This is a genomic window from Paenibacillus forsythiae T98, assembly GCF_000520735.1.
GTDB lineage: Bacteria > Bacillota > Bacilli > Paenibacillales > Paenibacillaceae > Paenibacillus_AQ > Paenibacillus_AQ forsythiae.
In genome coordinates, this window is sequence record NZ_ASSC01000008.1 from 14,123 (window position 1) to 29,654 (window position 15,532).

15 protein-coding genes are annotated in these 15,532 nt (G+C 48.5%); 3 read left to right on the plus strand and 12 right to left on the minus strand.

Annotated elements, in window-relative coordinates; translation table 11 throughout:
- Positions 1-2 precede the first annotated feature (2 nt).
- The 9 genes from L692_RS0100275 to L692_RS0100315 form a co-directional block, all read right to left on the minus strand.
- Positions 3-1,268, minus strand: a complete 1,266-nt coding sequence (locus tag L692_RS0100275; protein WP_025696122.1) for an FAD-dependent monooxygenase — start codon at positions 1,266-1,268, stop codon at positions 3-5.
- A gap of 33 nt (positions 1,269-1,301) precedes the next feature.
- Positions 1,302-1,994: a GntR family transcriptional regulator gene (locus L692_RS0100280; protein WP_025696124.1), complete on the minus strand. Its 693-nt coding sequence runs from the start codon at positions 1,992-1,994 to the stop codon at positions 1,302-1,304.
- A 143-nt stretch (positions 1,995-2,137) separates the two neighbouring features.
- The gene (locus tag L692_RS0100285; protein WP_025696126.1) at positions 2,138-2,974 is read right to left on the minus strand and encodes a sugar ABC transporter permease; all 837 of its coding nucleotides are present in this window, start codon (positions 2,972-2,974) and stop codon (positions 2,138-2,140) included.
- Complete coding sequence (locus tag L692_RS0100290) at positions 2,975-4,330, minus strand: carbohydrate ABC transporter permease (RefSeq protein WP_025696128.1); 1,356 nt, start codon at positions 4,328-4,330, stop codon at positions 2,975-2,977.
- 69 nt (positions 4,331-4,399) lie between these two features.
- Positions 4,400-5,695 carry a sugar ABC transporter substrate-binding protein gene (locus L692_RS0100295; protein WP_025696130.1) on the minus strand — a complete coding sequence of 432 codons (1,296 nt, stop codon included), beginning with the start codon at positions 5,693-5,695 and terminating at the stop codon, positions 4,400-4,402.
- 23 nt (positions 5,696-5,718) lie between these two features.
- Positions 5,719-6,837 (minus strand): alpha/beta hydrolase, encoded by a 1,119-nt coding sequence (locus tag L692_RS0100300; protein WP_025696132.1) that lies wholly within the window; start codon positions 6,835-6,837, stop codon positions 5,719-5,721.
- A gap of 19 nt (positions 6,838-6,856) precedes the next feature.
- The gene (locus L692_RS0100305) at positions 6,857-8,158 is read right to left on the minus strand and encodes an ABC transporter substrate-binding protein (protein ID WP_025696134.1); all 1,302 of its coding nucleotides are present in this window, start codon (positions 8,156-8,158) and stop codon (positions 6,857-6,859) included.
- Between the two features lie 84 nt (positions 8,159-8,242).
- On the minus strand, positions 8,243-9,076 hold the full coding sequence (locus L692_RS0100310; protein ID WP_025696136.1) for a carbohydrate ABC transporter permease: 834 nt from the start codon (positions 9,074-9,076) through the stop codon (positions 8,243-8,245).
- Positions 9,076-9,930 (minus strand): carbohydrate ABC transporter permease, encoded by an 855-nt coding sequence (locus L692_RS0100315; RefSeq protein WP_036721105.1) that lies wholly within the window; start codon positions 9,928-9,930, stop codon positions 9,076-9,078. The genes L692_RS0100310 and L692_RS0100315 overlap by 1 nt, the downstream gene beginning before the upstream one ends.
- A gap of 448 nt (positions 9,931-10,378) precedes the next feature.
- Between L692_RS0100315 and L692_RS30435 the strand changes: the two genes are divergently transcribed.
- Positions 10,379-11,251 (plus strand): LysR family transcriptional regulator, encoded by an 873-nt coding sequence (locus L692_RS30435; RefSeq protein ID WP_025696138.1) that lies wholly within the window; start codon positions 10,379-10,381, stop codon positions 11,249-11,251.
- A gap of 82 nt (positions 11,252-11,333) precedes the next feature.
- On the opposite strand, the gene L692_RS0100325 is transcribed toward L692_RS30435, so the two are convergent.
- The 3 genes from L692_RS0100325 to moaA form a co-directional block, all read right to left on the minus strand.
- Positions 11,334-12,575, minus strand: coding sequence for an MFS transporter (locus tag L692_RS0100325; protein ID WP_025696140.1), 1,242 nt, complete (start codon positions 12,573-12,575; stop codon positions 11,334-11,336).
- Positions 12,576-12,774: 199 nt separating this feature from the next.
- On the minus strand, positions 12,775-13,470 hold the full coding sequence (locus L692_RS0100330; protein ID WP_025696142.1) for a GntR family transcriptional regulator: 696 nt from the start codon (positions 13,468-13,470) through the stop codon (positions 12,775-12,777).
- A 137-nt stretch (positions 13,471-13,607) separates the two neighbouring features.
- Positions 13,608-14,621, minus strand: coding sequence for a GTP 3',8-cyclase MoaA (moaA, locus tag L692_RS0100335; RefSeq protein WP_156940263.1), 1,014 nt, complete (start codon positions 14,619-14,621; stop codon positions 13,608-13,610).
- 280 nt (positions 14,622-14,901) lie between these two features.
- On the opposite strand from moaA, the gene L692_RS0100340 reads away from it, so the two are divergent.
- Positions 14,902-15,120: a PspC domain-containing protein gene (locus tag L692_RS0100340; protein WP_025696146.1), complete on the plus strand. Its 219-nt coding sequence runs from the start codon at positions 14,902-14,904 to the stop codon at positions 15,118-15,120.
- A gap of 23 nt (positions 15,121-15,143) precedes the next feature.
- Positions 15,144-15,532: PspA/IM30 family protein (locus tag L692_RS27400; RefSeq protein WP_025696147.1), on the plus strand; the 389-nt coding region annotated here is incomplete at its 3' end.

Consider the following 15,532-nt stretch of genomic DNA (forward strand, 5'->3'; position numbering starts at 1 on the left):
GGTTAGTCGGTAAAAACGAACGAAGGATCAATGTCCAGCGGCTTCTCCCGCGTATAAAGGCGCTTGTACGTATCCGTGATGTCCGGGAGCTTGGTGCAAATGCTGAAAATATGAGGGGCCAGATCCTTCTTGACAGGCTCCCGGGTCAGGAATCTTTCCAGGGTTACCTGAAGATTCTGGATCATCTTCACCTCGTCCTTGCGTCTGGCCTGAACCTGCTTCAGCGTTTCAAGCGACAGATCGCCGGTGCGGAACCCTTTATAAATCACATCCGCCGCAATAATGGCGGTCCCCATCGCCAGCGTGCTGCCAACCGCGCCCCAGGGAGTGACGCAGTGGGCGGCATCGCCGATTAAGAGGCAGCCGTCCTTGGCCCAGTCCTTGACATACCGCATTTTGCATAACAAGAGAACAAAGGACTTGAAGTCTTCCATCGGCTCCACATAAGGTTTAAGAATGGGCAGGTCTTCGAGAATCCGGCTTTTGAAGGCTTCAATGCCTTCTTCCTTGATTTTCTGAAACTCGCCCCGGGTGAGCGAAATTCCGCATTGGATGAGTCCGCCCAGCTTGGGCAGGAAGAGATAATTGTAGTTTTTCTGGAAGTAGAAGTGGTAAATGTTGTAGTCCCATGACTCCGGCTTCTCAAAAGAGAACCACAGGAGGTCATTCACATAATAGTCGAGGTCCAGTTCGAAGCCGGCGAGCTTTTCCATCGTTGAATTCCGGCCGTCCACAGCTACCGTTACCGCCGCGCGGATATCGAAGTTCCCTTCCTCCGCCAGCTCCTCCGCGTTTGTAGAATCCCCTGCTGTTCTCACCGCATGAACGCCGATGATTTTGTCGCCGTCTTTAATCAGGTCTTTCACTTTCGTATTGAACAGGAGCTTGAAGTTCGGGTAGCTCCGGGCCTTCTCCAAAAGGGCCGCCAGCATCGTCGGCTGGGTCAGTCTGGCACAGTAGCTCTCCTCGTCAATCAAGGTATCAAAGGAAAGCTGCATGATTTCCTTATGATCGTGGAATACAACCACTTCATTGATCTTCACATGATCGTGGCTCTCGATATAGTCAAGCAGGTTGAGCTGCTTCATCATCTGGACAAAGCGCGGCTGGGTAATTTCCCCGCGGTATTCCCTGTGAAAGTCCGCATTCTTTTCCAGTACGATCACATTAATTCCCTGTTTGGCGAGCAGCAAGCCAAGCAGCATTCCGGCAGGACCGGCGCCAACAATGCATACATCTGTCTTCACTTCACTCTTAGGCGTCTCCATAGATGCGTCACCTCTCCCTTCCGTACCATCCGTTTAGCTTTTTCGAAGTTCTCCTGCCATTTGCAGCGTGCCTGGCGACTCTATGATGAGTTTAATGGAATCCCATACATGCTCCTGCATCCGGGAACGGGCCAGCTTCGGGTTCCGGGCCATCAATGCATCCAGAATGCCCTGGTGCTGATGGAAGGTACTGAAATGCCGGTCCTTGTTGCGGCTCCATGCCATGACCTGAATCCAGTTAATTCCCACTCTTAAATGTTGGAGTGTATTTATTAATGAGAGATTTCCGCTGGCTTCCACGATGAGATCATGAAACTGGTTGTTCAGCTCAATCGCTTCATCGGAGCGCTTCGTCTCAAAAGCCCGGTGCAGGTGCAGAATCTCCTCCATCCTGCCGAACATCAGCTTGCTGCCCCGCTCGGCCGCAAGCTCCGCAGCCAGCCCCTCAAGCTCGGCGCGAAGCTCGTAATAATCCTGAATTTCCTTAGTCGAATATTCCTTGATACGGACGCCGTGATGAGGAACCAGTTCAAGCACCTGCTCCTGCACAAGCATTCTCAGCGCTTCCCTTATCGGTGTGCTGCTGACACCAAGCATCTCCTTGAGCTGGCGCTCCCTGATCCAGATGCCCGGTTCAAACTGGCCGCTCATTACATAGTCAAATAATCTTTTATACACGGCCATGGTTGTTGTTTCTTTAACTAGCTTGTCGGGCGGCTGCGTCATTTGTATTCACTCCTTGCTTGTCCATCCGCTTTCTCTCTCTAAAAAAACTATATTATATATAATATATATTGTTAAATATCAATTGCTTATGTTCCGATAAAGTTGATGAATGTTAGATATACCGTGACTCCGGCTTCGGCGGTTCAGCCCTTTTCGCCGCCCGCAGTCAAACCGTCCACCAGAAAGCGCTGCATGATTATAAACAGGATCGTGACCGGTATCGCGATCAATACGCATCCCGCTGCGAACACCGTAAAGTCGTTCGAAAAATTGGTGGTGATCATATCGTACAGTCCGACAGCAAGCGTCTTCGTCTCGGTTGAGCTTAATACCAGTCTCGCGAAGATAAAATCCGTGAACGTGCCTGTAAAACTGAGCAGCGCCATATACACGATCATAGGCGTTGACAGCGGTGCGACGATCCGGAAAAAAACGCCCAGGTGATTCGCTCCATCAATACGGGCAGCTTCAACGAGCCCTTTGGGAATCGTATCGAAGTAGCTCTTGGCAAACAGGAAGAACACCGGCGAGCCTGCCACATAGACGATGATGACGGCCAGATGCGTGTCCAGCAGATTCATCATGTTCAGCAAAATGTAAACGGCGATCATGCTCATGAAAGAGGGAAACAGCCCGAGAACAAGCAAGGTGCTCATCAAGGTTTTGCGGCCGCTGAAACGGAAGGTGGAAAATATATATCCGGTCAGCAAAATCAGCATCGTCATAAAAATCGTGCTGATTACCGAAATTTTGAGAGAATTCAAATACCAGAGCCCGAAATCATATTTGGCAAACAGTTCCTTGTAGTGAACGAACGTTACCTGCCGGGGAATCAGCGACTCGCTGAATAACGAGCCTCCGACGCGCAATGAGGACATGATGACCCATATGGCGGGATAGATAGAGATGATGCCAACGATGATAAGAAAGGTATAAACAGATGTGATGCTGACGATTTTTTTCGATTTGACACCACCCATTTATTTAACCTCCTCTTCCTTGAACGCTTTCGTGTTGCGTATGCTCCAGACGGCAAAGAACGACAATATAATGAAGATAAAAATTCCGATAACCGAAGCAAAATTGTATTGGCCCTGGTCAATGGTCAGCTTATAGATCCAGGTAATCAAAATATCGGTATGGCCGGCGAATCTGAAATCCGAGTTGCCCGGCTTTCCTCCGGTGAGGAGAAAGATCAGGTTGAAATTGTTAATGTTGCCGACGAACTGCATGACAAGCAGCGGCGCCATCGAGAACATAACAGCCGGATACGTAATCATCCGAAGCTTTTGGAAGCCGCTTGCTCCATCCATATCGGCCGCTTCATACATATCGCTTGGAATGGTGGCCAGGATTCCGATAATCATCAGCATCATCACCGGGAAGCTCAGCCAGAAGTTCACGATCACCAGCGTTACCTTCGCCATTGTCGGGTCGGAAAGCCAGGGCACCACAGGAAGTCCCAGCATTTTCAAATATTGATTGATCGGACCGAACTGGCCGTTAAAAATATTCTTCAGAATCAAGGTCGAAACAAACGCCGGAATGGCGTAGGGCAGAATAAAAAGCGTCCGCCAGAATGATTTCAAACGCACCTCTTTGCGCTGCACTACAAGAGCAACGGCAAATCCGCCGATAAAGCTGGTCAGCGTGGTCAGCAGCGCCCATGCAAACGTCCACAGCGCCACCGAAGATAAGGTATGACTCCATGACTTGATTGCGAAAATATCTTTAAAGGTCTTGAAGCCCTGCCAGTCAATCAAATGCGCCGGCGGCTGATTGTTGATTGTGTAATTCGTGAAAGCCAGCAATATCATGAATATAATCGGCATAATGGTGAAGAACAGAATCCCGAGCATGGGGATCGAAATTGCGATTTGCGGGAACCGGTATTCGGCAACGTACTTCATACTTTGTACGAACGTGTTCGTTGCTCCGCCTTCTTCTCTGGCCTTTCCGGTACGATACGCATCTTTAATGTTCAAAAAATACATCCAGACAAATACAACCAACAGGAATATAGTAATCAGACCCTCAACCAGCAGAAAGATAGAGTGATCGCCCATAACTTGCTTGTAGATTTTCCCTACCTTTTCCAGATGCCTTTCTTTCTCGCCCAGCGTGACAATGCCCCAGACGGCATGCGGAAGCCGGGTAACCGCCGTATAGATCCCGAGAGATGAGAAGATCAGGAGCATAATCCCTTTCCCGTACTGGCGGTTGTACAATTGGCCAAGACCCATGAGAAGAACAGACAAGACTGCCGCAACCTTACGATGTTCGACAACCTTGTGAGGCTGATATACCCCTTCCAGCGTCTTGCGGTGCTCGTACATGTAGCCAACTCCTTTAAAAATTCATAGTGGTACCCCCGGCAAGGCAAGGCTCTGCCGGGGGGGGATTTACTACTGACTTCCGGCAATCGAATCTTTCAAGCTCTGTGCGGCTTTATCCAATGATGTCTTGACGTCGGCGCCGTCCCATATTTGTTCAATCGTCGGCGTGAATATGGTATCGTTGTACGCCAGAACCTTCATTTCAGGAATAATCGGGTAGAAATGGGATTGCTTCAATTGGCGAATGAAGCCCAGGGTAACCGGATCATCCTTGTACAGCTCTTCATTTTGCAGGTTTTTGGCCAAAGGAAGGAATCCGGTAACTTCATTGATCTTCATCTGCATTTCTTCCGACATCAGGAAGTTGGCGAACAACTTGGCGGCGTTCGGATATTGCGTATACGACCCGACGAAGAATCCCCCAACGCCGGTCATTACCGGAGCCATTTTTCCGTCAGGCAGGTTGGGCAGCGGCATGGACTCTACCTTGAACGGCAGCTGCTTGAATTTTCCGCTGTTCCACGTTCCATCCATAATCATGGCGATTTTACCTTGTTCCCAGAGGCTGGTCTTAACGTCACCGGACGCATCCGCTGCTTTTAACGGTAAAATCTCTTTCAGGCTTTTGAAATATTCCAACCCTTTAACCGCGCCCTCATTGTTGATGCCAATATCGCCAGGGTCCGTTCCGTCTTTGCCGAAATAATAACCGCCCTCAGCAGCCATAAACGGATAAGCGCTGTCCTTGGAGTTGGCCTCAAAGAAAAATCCGTATTTATTGTTCTTGACATCGTTAAACTGTTTCGCAAAAGCTTTAATGTCATCCCAGGTTTCGAATTTGGCGTCTTTCACCAGATCCTTGTTGATGAATATGGCGGGCAAATAGGCATAGCTTGGGTAACCGTAGAGAATACCGTCCCACGAGAAGGAGTTAATCGCCTGGTCGAGCATCATATTTTTGGTGTCTTCTTCAAAATAATCGTTGGGCAGCACACTGCCCGACTTCACGGCATCTCCCAAATCAAGGCTGCCAAGAACGAAGACGTCTGCGCCTTTTCCGGCCGGGCCGTCGGCTTTATATTTATTCAGAATGGCGTCGTAACCGACATCTTGAAGCGTTACGGGAATGTTGTACTTTTTCTCGAACTCTTGTACCGCATATTCAGAGAAAGGAGTCTTGGGATGCCAGAATATGAGCTTGGCGCCAGGCTCAGGAGTCAATTCGTCCGATGCCGCCCCCGCCGGAGCGCTGCTGGAATCCGGGGCTGCGGATTGCTGAGCGGAATTCGTGGAGCTGCCGCCGCATGCGGCCAAAGCAAACATCAGCATCAGGGACAATATTACCAATCCAACTTTCTTCGTCATTCCCGATCACTACTCCTTATGGTTCAATATAGTTCGAAGCATTTTCTGATTCCTTCGGCAATTTCATCGAGACAATCTTCCGCTTGCGGGTACAGTCCGAGCTTGTCCAGGAAACCGTGATTGGTTCCGTTATATTGGATCAGTCTGGTCTTGACCCCGCATCTTGACAGCTTTCTTGCATAGGCTTCAGCTTCCGGTCTCAAATAATCGTATTCGGCTGTCAGGATCAGAGTTTCCGGCAGACCTTCGAGCTGTTCAGCTAATAATGGAGAGATATAGGGGATAGATGCGTCTAAATTCCTCGCGTATACCTGCCGGATGACTTCAAGGTTGTCCTTGATCTCCTGAATACCCGGCATGATATACTCGTGATGCCTGTTAATGACATACTCCTCAATGCTCCAGCTGAAATCGTCGGTAATGGCTTCAGCATTATTGACAACGGGATAAATCAGCGCCTGGTACTTGACCACTCCTGTCCCTGACTCCTTGTCCTTTAACGCGCAAGCGGCTGCGAAGTTTGCTCCGGCGCTGTCGCCGGCTACCGCAATTTGATCGGCGTTTACGCCCAACTGTTCCGCATTGCGCCAGGTCCAATTCACCGCATCGAGACAATCGACGAATCCGGCCGGGAACGGATGCTCGGGAGCAAGCCTGTAATCCACGGAGACGACAACGGCCCCGGCTTTCTCCGATAGAGCTTTACATGCATTTTCCATACCGTCCACTGTGCCTCCGACAAATGCCCCTCCATGAAAAAACACGATGGCCGGCAATTCCCGCCTGTTCCCGGGCCTGTATATACGGATGGGGGTGCTGCCGTTCGTTCCGTTAATGGAAAGGTTCGACTGCACGATATCCGTCCGAGTAATATCCTTGCTGCCCGAGCCCAGCATGCCGGATCTCATCTTGAGGGCAATCTTTTCAAATGCCGTAAGATCCGCAGGCTCCGGTTGACGCTCATCGGCCGAATTTTTGCTCTGTCGCTGCTGTTGTACACTTAACACTCTCGGATCAAGTTCGCCTTCGTTATCCGAATCCGGAATTTTTTTAACAATAAAATCGTATCCGTCTTTAACCTGAACAACCGCTTTAGCACGAAGAAGAGCGAGCAATTCTGTATATTCGCCGGGTTGATTCAAAGCTTCTCACTCCCTTTCTCTACTTTTTCAGCTTGTTCCAGGAGGCCTGGAATTCGGCCAGCATTTGATCGGGAGTTGACTTTCCAGCCACGTACTTCTGCATCGACTGCGCAATTTCCGTATATAGACCTTCCGGCATTTTCGACGCTTGCATCGGAAGTGAATTTCCTTCCTCCGAAAACTTCGTCAGATCAGCGCCAATGCTTCCTACATCAGCCGGGTCGGCCTTAATACTCTTGAAAGCGGGAACCAGCTTGAATTCCTTGGCTACATATTGTTTTCCAATATCGGACGTAACGAGCCAGTTCAAAAATTCCTTCGCCTGCTCCTTAACCGGTGAATTTTTATTCACTACCCAAACGGTAGGCGAAGTAAATACCGCATTTTTGTTAAAATCCGCATCATCGCTGACCGGCATCGGCATCAGTCCGGCCTGGATATTCGGATTGATTTTATCAACAAGCGGCTGAATCCAGTTGCCCGCCGGGATCATGGCTCCCTGGCCGGTGGCGAACATGGTCATCGACGTGTTGTAGTCCGTGGTCAACGGATTAGGATTGCCGTTCTTCATAGCAATATCGAGATATTTCGGCAGCCCCTTGAACACATCGTTGCCTGCAAACGTTGCTGCCCCACTGTTCAGGTCCGCGATAAATTTATCCGTATCCGGCACCTTCGCCATAAAGGAATCAAATATCGTAATCCCGAGATCCCATACGCTGGCGTAGTCATTTACAAACGGCGTATAGCCTTGCGCTTTGAGTTTTTTGCTTGCTTCTTCCAGTTCGGACAGTGTCTTCGGCAGCTCGGTAATTCCGGCTTTGGCAAACATATCTTTATTGTAGACAAGCCCTGATCCTTCCAGCGACAACGGGAAGCCATACAGCTTGCCGTCTTTCATCATCGGCGCCTTGGCGGAATCTACAGCATCGCTCACCCAAGGCTGATCCGTCAGATCCTCGAGATGATCGGCCCACACATCCATATCGCTGTATCCGCCGTTATTGAAAATATCCGGCATTTCATTCGCCGCCAGCTTCGCCTTCAGCTTTGTGCCATATTGGCTGGACAGAACCGACTCAATTTCAATCTTGACACCCGGATGGGTCTTCTCATACTCGGCCTTCAATACTTTAAGCTGTTCGGCTATTTCCACCTTCTGCTGGTACAGCTTTATCGTAACTTCTTTCTGGGCGTTCGATCCTCCGGTTCCGGCAGCATCGTTGCCGGTATTGGCCCCGCTGTTTGAATTGGCCCCGCAAGCAGCCAACAGGCAACACATCAACACTAGGACGCATGAAATGATGAACGAACGCTTCATTATCTATTAAACCCTCCTGTAATTGTTTTTCTCGTTACAATGCATATATGAAGGTGTCGGATGACACTCACATTTTAAAACCGGTTATCCTTTCACCGCTCCGTCGGCAATGCCCTGGATGACATGGCGCTGCGCCATAAAGAATAAGAGCATGACGGGGACCATCCCCATAACGAGCACCGCAAGCGCCAAATCCCACTGGGTCATGTATTGCCCGAACAACGAACTGGTCGCTGTCTGTATCGTTTGAAGACCGGGTTTTTGCAAAACAAGCATCGGCAGCAGGAAATCATTCCAAATCCACAAGCTGTTCAGCACGAGAACGGTAACGGTCATTGGTTTTAGCAGTGGAACGATAATTCGAAAGAAGGTGCCGTAAGGCGTGCAGCCGTCAACAACAGCCGATTCTTCGATTTCTTTGGGTATCGCCAGGATAAAGCTGCTGTACAGAAATAGCGTAAAGGAAACCCCCATCCCCATGTAAGCAATCACAACTCCGGTAAAAGTGTTCATCAGGTTAACCCAGCCAAACATCTTTACCATCGGAATCATAATCGATTGAAACGGAATAACCATCGCCAGCATGAACATGGAGAACAAGAAGCGATTCATCCGGGTCTTATTGCGGACCAGGCGGTACGCAGCCATAGAAGAAATAATAATCAAGCCCAAATTACTGAAAATGGTAATAATCAGCGTATTTTTAAAAGCCACCGGGTAGTTCAACGCTTTCCAGGCATTCACATAGTTTTCAACATGCAGGACCCCCGGAAGACCCGAAGTGTCCGTGAGCAGCTCCGCGAAGCTTTTAAACGAGTTAACGATGACAAAATAGAACGGAGAGAGAAACACCAGCGCCAGCAGGAACGCCAGCAGCTCGATGCCAAACCATTTGAATGGATACGATCTTCCGAACATTACATTTCCACCTCCCGGCTTTTCGTAAGCTTGACCTGAATCAAAGTGATAAAGGTGACTGCCACGAAGAAGATCAGCGCCTTTGCCGTACCTAAGCCATAACGGTTATTCCCGAATGCTTCATTATAAATGTTCATTGCGACGGATTCGGTGGAACCGTAAGGCCCCCCGCTGGTCAGAGAGTAGTTCAAGTCAAACATTTTGAATGTCCACGAAATGGAGATAAACAAACATACCGTCACAGTCGGCATAATCAGCGGAATGATAATATTCTTCAGAATTTGCCACTTGCCCGCCCCGTCAATTACAGACGCTTCAATCAGATCCTTTGGCACATTCGCCAGGCCCGCAATATAGATAACCATCAGGTAACCCGCTCCCTGCCATACGCTGACGATGATAAGGGCCCAGTACGCCGTAGCTTCGGTTCCCAGCCAGGGGAGAGTGAAGAAAGACAAGTGCGTGAGTTTTCCAATGCCGGGAAAGCCTTGTACCAGAATAAATTGCCAGATAAATCCAAGAACAAGTCCACCCAGCACATTTGGCAGAAAAAAAATCGTTCGGATCGCACTCCGGCTTTTCAACGGCAACGACAGCAGATAAGCCAGAGCAAATCCAATTACATTGTTCAGAATTACTGCGGTTAAGGTAAACCGGGTCGTGAACCAAAATGACTGGCCAAATTCCGGGTCCTTTAAAAAAATCGTTGAAAAATTGTTTAATCCGACCCAAACCGCATTGCCGGATACACCATCCCAGCTTGTCATCGAGTAATAAATGCCGAAAAAGAACGGGATTGCAATGACGATGGAGTAGAATAATATTGCCGGACCGACAAAAAAGGCTTGCTGCATCCATTGCGAGGTTATCCATCTCTTCACGCTTGATCCCCTTTCCAGCTTGGAAGATCTTTCGAGAACAGGATGCATATTTATTGAAGCCCGATTATTTCCCATGTTCAATCTTCTCCTGTCTGTGTAAAATAGATTTAAATTTTATTATCTCTGTTAAGGGGATTATAAAATGCATTATATATAATGTTAAATATGAATCCCTTATTTCCAAATAAATAATAAGCATGTTAGGTAATGTTTTCTGACAAAAAGCTATGATTAATGTCACTTATTATGACGCAATAAGCATTTTATCCGACAAAAATATGAATAAATCGTGGACTAAATATTATATATGATATATATTGTTACATAGAAGAGTGTTTCGAGGCAGTCGTGAAGGATTTGTAGATTGTAACCCGTATGAATAATATTTCCATATTGTATTACCAGGGGGGAATTCTTGACCATGAACATCGTGCATCTTGAGACTTTCATCATCGTATGTAAATACGGTAATTTTACAGAGGCGGCCAGGCATCTTTACGTTCCTCAACCGACTGTAACCAACCGTATCAATCAGTTGGAGGATGAGCTCGGTCAAGAGCTTTTTGCCAGAGGAAAGTCAGGAAAACGAAATGTTCAGCTTACGCGTGCGGGAGAAAGGTTCCTCCCTCATGCCCAATCCGTTATTGATACGCTCAAGATGGCCAAGCAGGAAATTACTCATACCACCTCGTTGTCGATCGGAAGCTCGGTTCCCCTCAGCCACCCTTTCATCTATAATGTCATTCAGGATCTTTCCAATCTGAACGAGCATTTGAATATCCATTTGATCTTCCTGGAGTCTTCCAACATTTTGAAGGCATTGGTTGATAATGTAGTAGACATTGCCTTTACAACCGATTTAATGATGAGCACCTGCTATCAGACCTATCCGCTTGGCTCCGAGGAGTTCAACCTGATTCTCCCGGCCGAGCACCCGCTGTCGAGTCAGCCCTTGCTGGAGAACTTCGCATGCATGGAACAAGAGAATATCATATTCTATGAACCCTACAAGAACAGCATCGCGGATTTGTCGGACCTGAATTTTAAAAAGAAGCTTTACGCGAACCAGGTCGAAGTGATCAAAAGCCTGATCCATGAACAGCACGGAATCTGCTTTCTTCCCCCTATGATTCTTGAGAAGGAAATTAAAAATAACGAAATGGTCAGCATTCCGTTATCGGAGAATATTCAACTGAATAAAATCAACTACTATCTAACCTGCAATAAAGAGAATTTATCGAAAAAGGGGATTCGTTTAAATCAGGACAACTGGACCTTCGAAGAGGTTGTCTAGCTGTCAAGATATATGTAACGAGCTTCAATATAAAAGGCCATGACCTCTACAAACGTAGAAGCATGGCCTTTTGTATTGAAGCTTACAACGCATGATCCAGAGATGTCTCTCCTTCGTCCATGTTTAGTGCAGGACGAGTCTCTTTACCCAGAAGAAGTACACTAAGAGCACCGATGACAATAATGACGCAAAATATAGCAAAGATTATGCCGAAAGTAACCTTTGCCGCTATAAGATACCCAAGCAGCAACGGCCCTAAAATCCCTCCTATACGTCCAATAGCCGAAGCAATTCCAGTACCGGTTGAGCGAATGTTGGACTCATATTGCTCCGGGGTATAGGCCCAAATGGTGCCTATTGCTCCTACATTGAAGAAGGAAAGGAGAATGCCGCATATCATAAGCATAGACAACGAATCCGCAGTGCCGAAGAAATAGCCGCAAATGGCTGCCATGATTAAATAGGTGATAATAACGAACTTGCGTCCCACCTTATCAATCAACCAGGCAGCGCTTAGCAAGCCGGGTAATTGAGCCAGTGTCATCACAAGAACGTATCCGAAGCTTTTGACCAGAGCAAAGCCTTTCAGAACCATCACTGACGGCAGCCAGAGAAACATGCCATAGTAGGCGAAGAAGACACAGAACCATAAGAGCCAAAGCATGACCGTGGATTTGGCATATTTACCCGACCAGATGGCTTTCATATTTTCTTTAATGGAAGGCTTCTTCTTCCTTGGTTGTCGAAACGCTGGCGAATCCGGAATTTCCCGCCTTAAATATACAGTATAAAGGGCTGGCAGCGCGCAAATCAGCAAAGCTGACTGCCACCCGAATTTAGGTATTATAAAATAGGATATAACCGCCGCCAGAATCCAGCCGGCAACCCAAAAGGTATCCAACAAAACGATGGTTCGGCCAGAATGCTTCTCAGGAATGCTTTCGGATACTAACGTGCTTGATACGGGAAGCTCTCCGCCTAGTCCTAAACCGATTAAAAAACGGAGAATAAGAAATGCAGTAAAGGTTGTTGCTAACGCGGAGAGGCCACTGGCAAGAGAAAACAATAACACAGTAGCCAATAATATCGGCTTACGCCCAACACGATCGGCCAATATTCCTGCTAACAGAGCGCCGACCATCATTCCCAGAGAATTGACGCTCCCGATCCATCCTACCTGCTGCGGCAGCAAATTCCAATCTTTCATTAAAGCCGCACCAATGAATGCGATAATGCCCACATCCATCGCATCAAAGAGCCAGCCAAGTCCTGCAACGAATAACAGTTTCTTTTTAGCCATCGGTTTGATTATAGTTGTTCCCATGTCATTCCTCCTCGTTGGTTAGGGAGCATTCCCAAGTATGCTTACTTAAACTTTAAAATAGATTATATATAATGTTAAATATCAATTACGTATCTACAGATAAAGAATTTGAATGTCAACAACAAAAAAACATGTACACAAGGACCATAAGCTGAAACTCCTGGTCTTGGTACATGTCTAATTTTGTTCAATCTGCTGATTACGATTCTCCCGCTTGCTCATTTACGTCTTCTTGCCGCGATTTTAGCATTAGGCTGATCGTATCCCATATATGCTCGTGCATTCTGGCCTGGGCAAGCCGAGGGTCCCTGTTCGCAAGCGCCTCCCAAATTCCGCGATGCTGGTCGTCCGTAAGCGCATGGCGTTCTTTGTTCCGGTTCCATGCCATCACCTGTATCCAGCTAATTCCTGCACGTAAATGATGCAGGGTGCTCTTTAGCGCGAGATTCCCGCCAGCCTCCACAACCAGATCGTGAAACCGGTTATTTAATTCAATCGCATCCGTGGCGTGGCCGGTATTCCCGCTATGAGCCTGCTGCTCAAGGTTCAGGAGATTCTCCATCTGCTTGAAATGCGTGCTGCTCCCCCGCTCGGCGGCAAGCCGGGCCGCCATTCCCTCAAGTTCGGCGCGAAGCTCATATAAATCCTTCAGCTCTTTCATTGACAGTTCCTTGACCCGAACGCCGTGATGGGGAACCGATTCGAGAATGCGTTCCTGCACCAGCATGCGCATCGCTTCGCGAATCGGCGTGCTGCTTACACCCAGCATCTCCTTCAGCTCGCGTTCCCTGATCCATTCACCCGGCTGAAATCTCCCGCTCAGCACCAGATCATATAACCGTCTGTATACAGCCATAGTTGTCGTTTCTTTAACAAGCTTGTTAGCCAAGTCCATAGAGTCTTCCCTCCAGGCGATAAGAACAGCTTTACCCGCCCTTATTCATAAGAGCGGGATCGACTTCTGCGCGAATATTACCTCTATCATAGCAGATTATGGTTTTTTCGTAAAAGCCGGGGATTCTTCATCCAGGTCTAACCTCCGATATAGAACATTTCAATCTTCTGTTTGCCGCCCGCTTCATTCGTATCCCGCCCCCGCTTGGCGCTGTACTGATTGTCCCTGTTATTCCAGATCGATGTGATTCTGCCCGCAAGCACTTCATCCGTTACTCCTGACCGCAAAAGCCCCCGAAGATCGGTTCCCTCCGTGGCGAAGAGACATGTATACAGGGAGCCGTTCGCTGAAATTCTCGCTCTTGTGCATGTTCCGCAGAAGGCGTCCGAAACGGCAGAAATAATGCCGATCTCCTGCCCGGTTCCTTTATAGCGGTAACGGGAAGCAACCTCCCCGAAGTATTGTACGGGAACCGCCTCAAGGGGCATCACATGCCGGTCAATCCTGTCAATAATCTCCTGCTTGGTTACGACCTTGTCAAGATTCCAGCCGTTGCTGTTCCCTACGTCCATATATTCAATGAAGCGAATGGTATGTCCGGCGTCCTTGAAATATTTCGCCATCGGCACGATATCCTGGTCGTTGACACCTTTTTGAACAACCATATTGATCTTCACCTTCAACCCGGCTCTTGCGGCCGCTTCAATCCCTTGAAGCACCGGTTCGACTCCGATTCCTCTGCCGTTTATATAGCCGAACCGCTCGTCCGATAACGAGTCAAGGCTTACCGACACGCGCTTCAGTCCCGCAGCCTTCAGGTCAGCCGCATATTTAGGCAGCAGCACCCCGTTTGTTGTCAGCGCAACGTCCTGAATCCCCTGGATAGATGCAAGCTTGTCCAATAGCAGCGGAAGATCGGTTCGCAGCAGCGGTTCGCCTCCGGTGAGACGTATCTTGGTCACGCCGAGAGCCGCAAATATTTGCGCAAGCCTCGCTATTTCCTGAAAATTGAGCAATTCCTGTTTGGGAAGAAAAGGATAATCCGGGCCGAAAATTTCCTTTGGCATACAATATACGCAGCGAAAATTGCAACGATCCGTGACGGAAATTCTCAAATCTTTGAGCGGACGTTGAAGCAGGTCATTGATCATAAGCTCCTCCCGAATCTGCATATCCTATGATGAATATCATATTGTGATTCTATACTATACAGCAATATGCATCACTTTTAAAATACCAATTACTTATAGCCAAATAAATATACTGAATTGAGCGGATTCCTTCCTCCTCTCCCTTCCCCCGTCCAATTGCCGAAGCTCCCCCCGTCTCAGGTCGAGATTGCAAAACCGTCCCCAGCCCGTTTTGCGGCGCACCCGAAAATACTAGAATAAAGCCATAGATAACGGATATGACGAAAGGGAGAAATGACATATGAAAAAACTGTACCGTTCCGAGCGAGACAAGAAGATCAGCGGCCTGTGCGGAGGGTTGGCCGAGTGGCTGGGCATTGATTCCACCCTTGTCCGGCTGGTCGCCGTAATCATCGCATTGTGCAGCGTCGGCTCGTTTATTATTTTCTATCTGATCGCCAGCTTCATTGTTCCAAGCGACTCGACCGGCGGCTTCATGGACGGACATCATTATTACTAAATCAAGAAAAGGGAGAGATACCAATGAGCCTGTTACAGCGAATTGCTGCATTAACGAAAGCGGCCGTGCACGAGGGCCTCAACCGGCTGGAGGACCCGGTCATGATGACCGGACAATATTTGCGCGACCTGGATGACAAGATTGCCGAAGCGGAGCAGCGCAGACATGATCTGGAGGCGGCCGCCAGACTTCTGGAGCGGCGGTTGAAGGAGTACCGCATGCTGGCGGAGGTTAGCGAGGGCGATGCGCTGAAGGCGCTGGAGCTTGGCGATGAAGCCAAAGCGCAGCAGGCCGTCATAGCCAAGCTCTCTTATACGGACAGCGAGCGGGAATGCGCCGCCGGTCTGGAGGAGACCCGGCAGGTGCTGGCGGGCCTTGGATACGAGCTCGCCGCTGCCAAGGAAGAGCGGGA

What these genes read in the sequence shown, in the direction of transcription:
- moaA (WP_156940263.1), bottom strand. Translation starts at nt 14,621, where the DNA reads ATGATCAATGACCTGCTTCAACGTCCGCTCAAAGATTTGAGAATTTCC.
- L692_RS0100305 (WP_025696134.1), bottom strand. Translation starts at nt 8,158, where the DNA reads ATGAAGCGTTCGTTCATCATTTCATGCGTCCTAGTGTTGATGTGTTGC.
- L692_RS0100290 (WP_025696128.1), bottom strand. Translation starts at nt 4,330, where the DNA reads ATGTACGAGCACCGCAAGACGCTGGAAGGGGTATATCAGCCTCACAAG.
- L692_RS0100280 (WP_025696124.1), bottom strand. Translation starts at nt 1,994, where the DNA reads ATGACGCAGCCGCCCGACAAGCTAGTTAAAGAAACAACAACCATGGCC.
- L692_RS0100325 (WP_025696140.1), bottom strand. Translation starts at nt 12,575, where the DNA reads ATGGGAACAACTATAATCAAACCGATGGCTAAAAAGAAACTGTTATTC.
- L692_RS0100330 (WP_025696142.1), bottom strand. Translation starts at nt 13,470, where the DNA reads ATGGACTTGGCTAACAAGCTTGTTAAAGAAACGACAACTATGGCTGTA.
- L692_RS0100275 (WP_025696122.1), bottom strand. Translation starts at nt 1,268, where the DNA reads ATGGAGACGCCTAAGAGTGAAGTGAAGACAGATGTATGCATTGTTGGC.
- L692_RS0100310 (WP_025696136.1), bottom strand. Translation starts at nt 9,076, where the DNA reads ATGTTCGGAAGATCGTATCCATTCAAATGGTTTGGCATCGAGCTGCTG.
- L692_RS30435 (WP_025696138.1), top strand. Translation starts at nt 10,379, where the DNA reads ATGAACATCGTGCATCTTGAGACTTTCATCATCGTATGTAAATACGGT.
- L692_RS0100285 (WP_025696126.1), bottom strand. Translation starts at nt 2,974, where the DNA reads ATGGGTGGTGTCAAATCGAAAAAAATCGTCAGCATCACATCTGTTTAT.
- L692_RS0100340 (WP_025696146.1), top strand. Translation starts at nt 14,902, where the DNA reads ATGAAAAAACTGTACCGTTCCGAGCGAGACAAGAAGATCAGCGGCCTG.
- L692_RS0100315 (WP_036721105.1), bottom strand. Translation starts at nt 9,930, where the DNA reads ATGCAGCAAGCCTTTTTTGTCGGTCCGGCAATATTATTCTACTCCATC.
- L692_RS0100295 (WP_025696130.1), bottom strand. Translation starts at nt 5,695, where the DNA reads ATGACGAAGAAAGTTGGATTGGTAATATTGTCCCTGATGCTGATGTTT.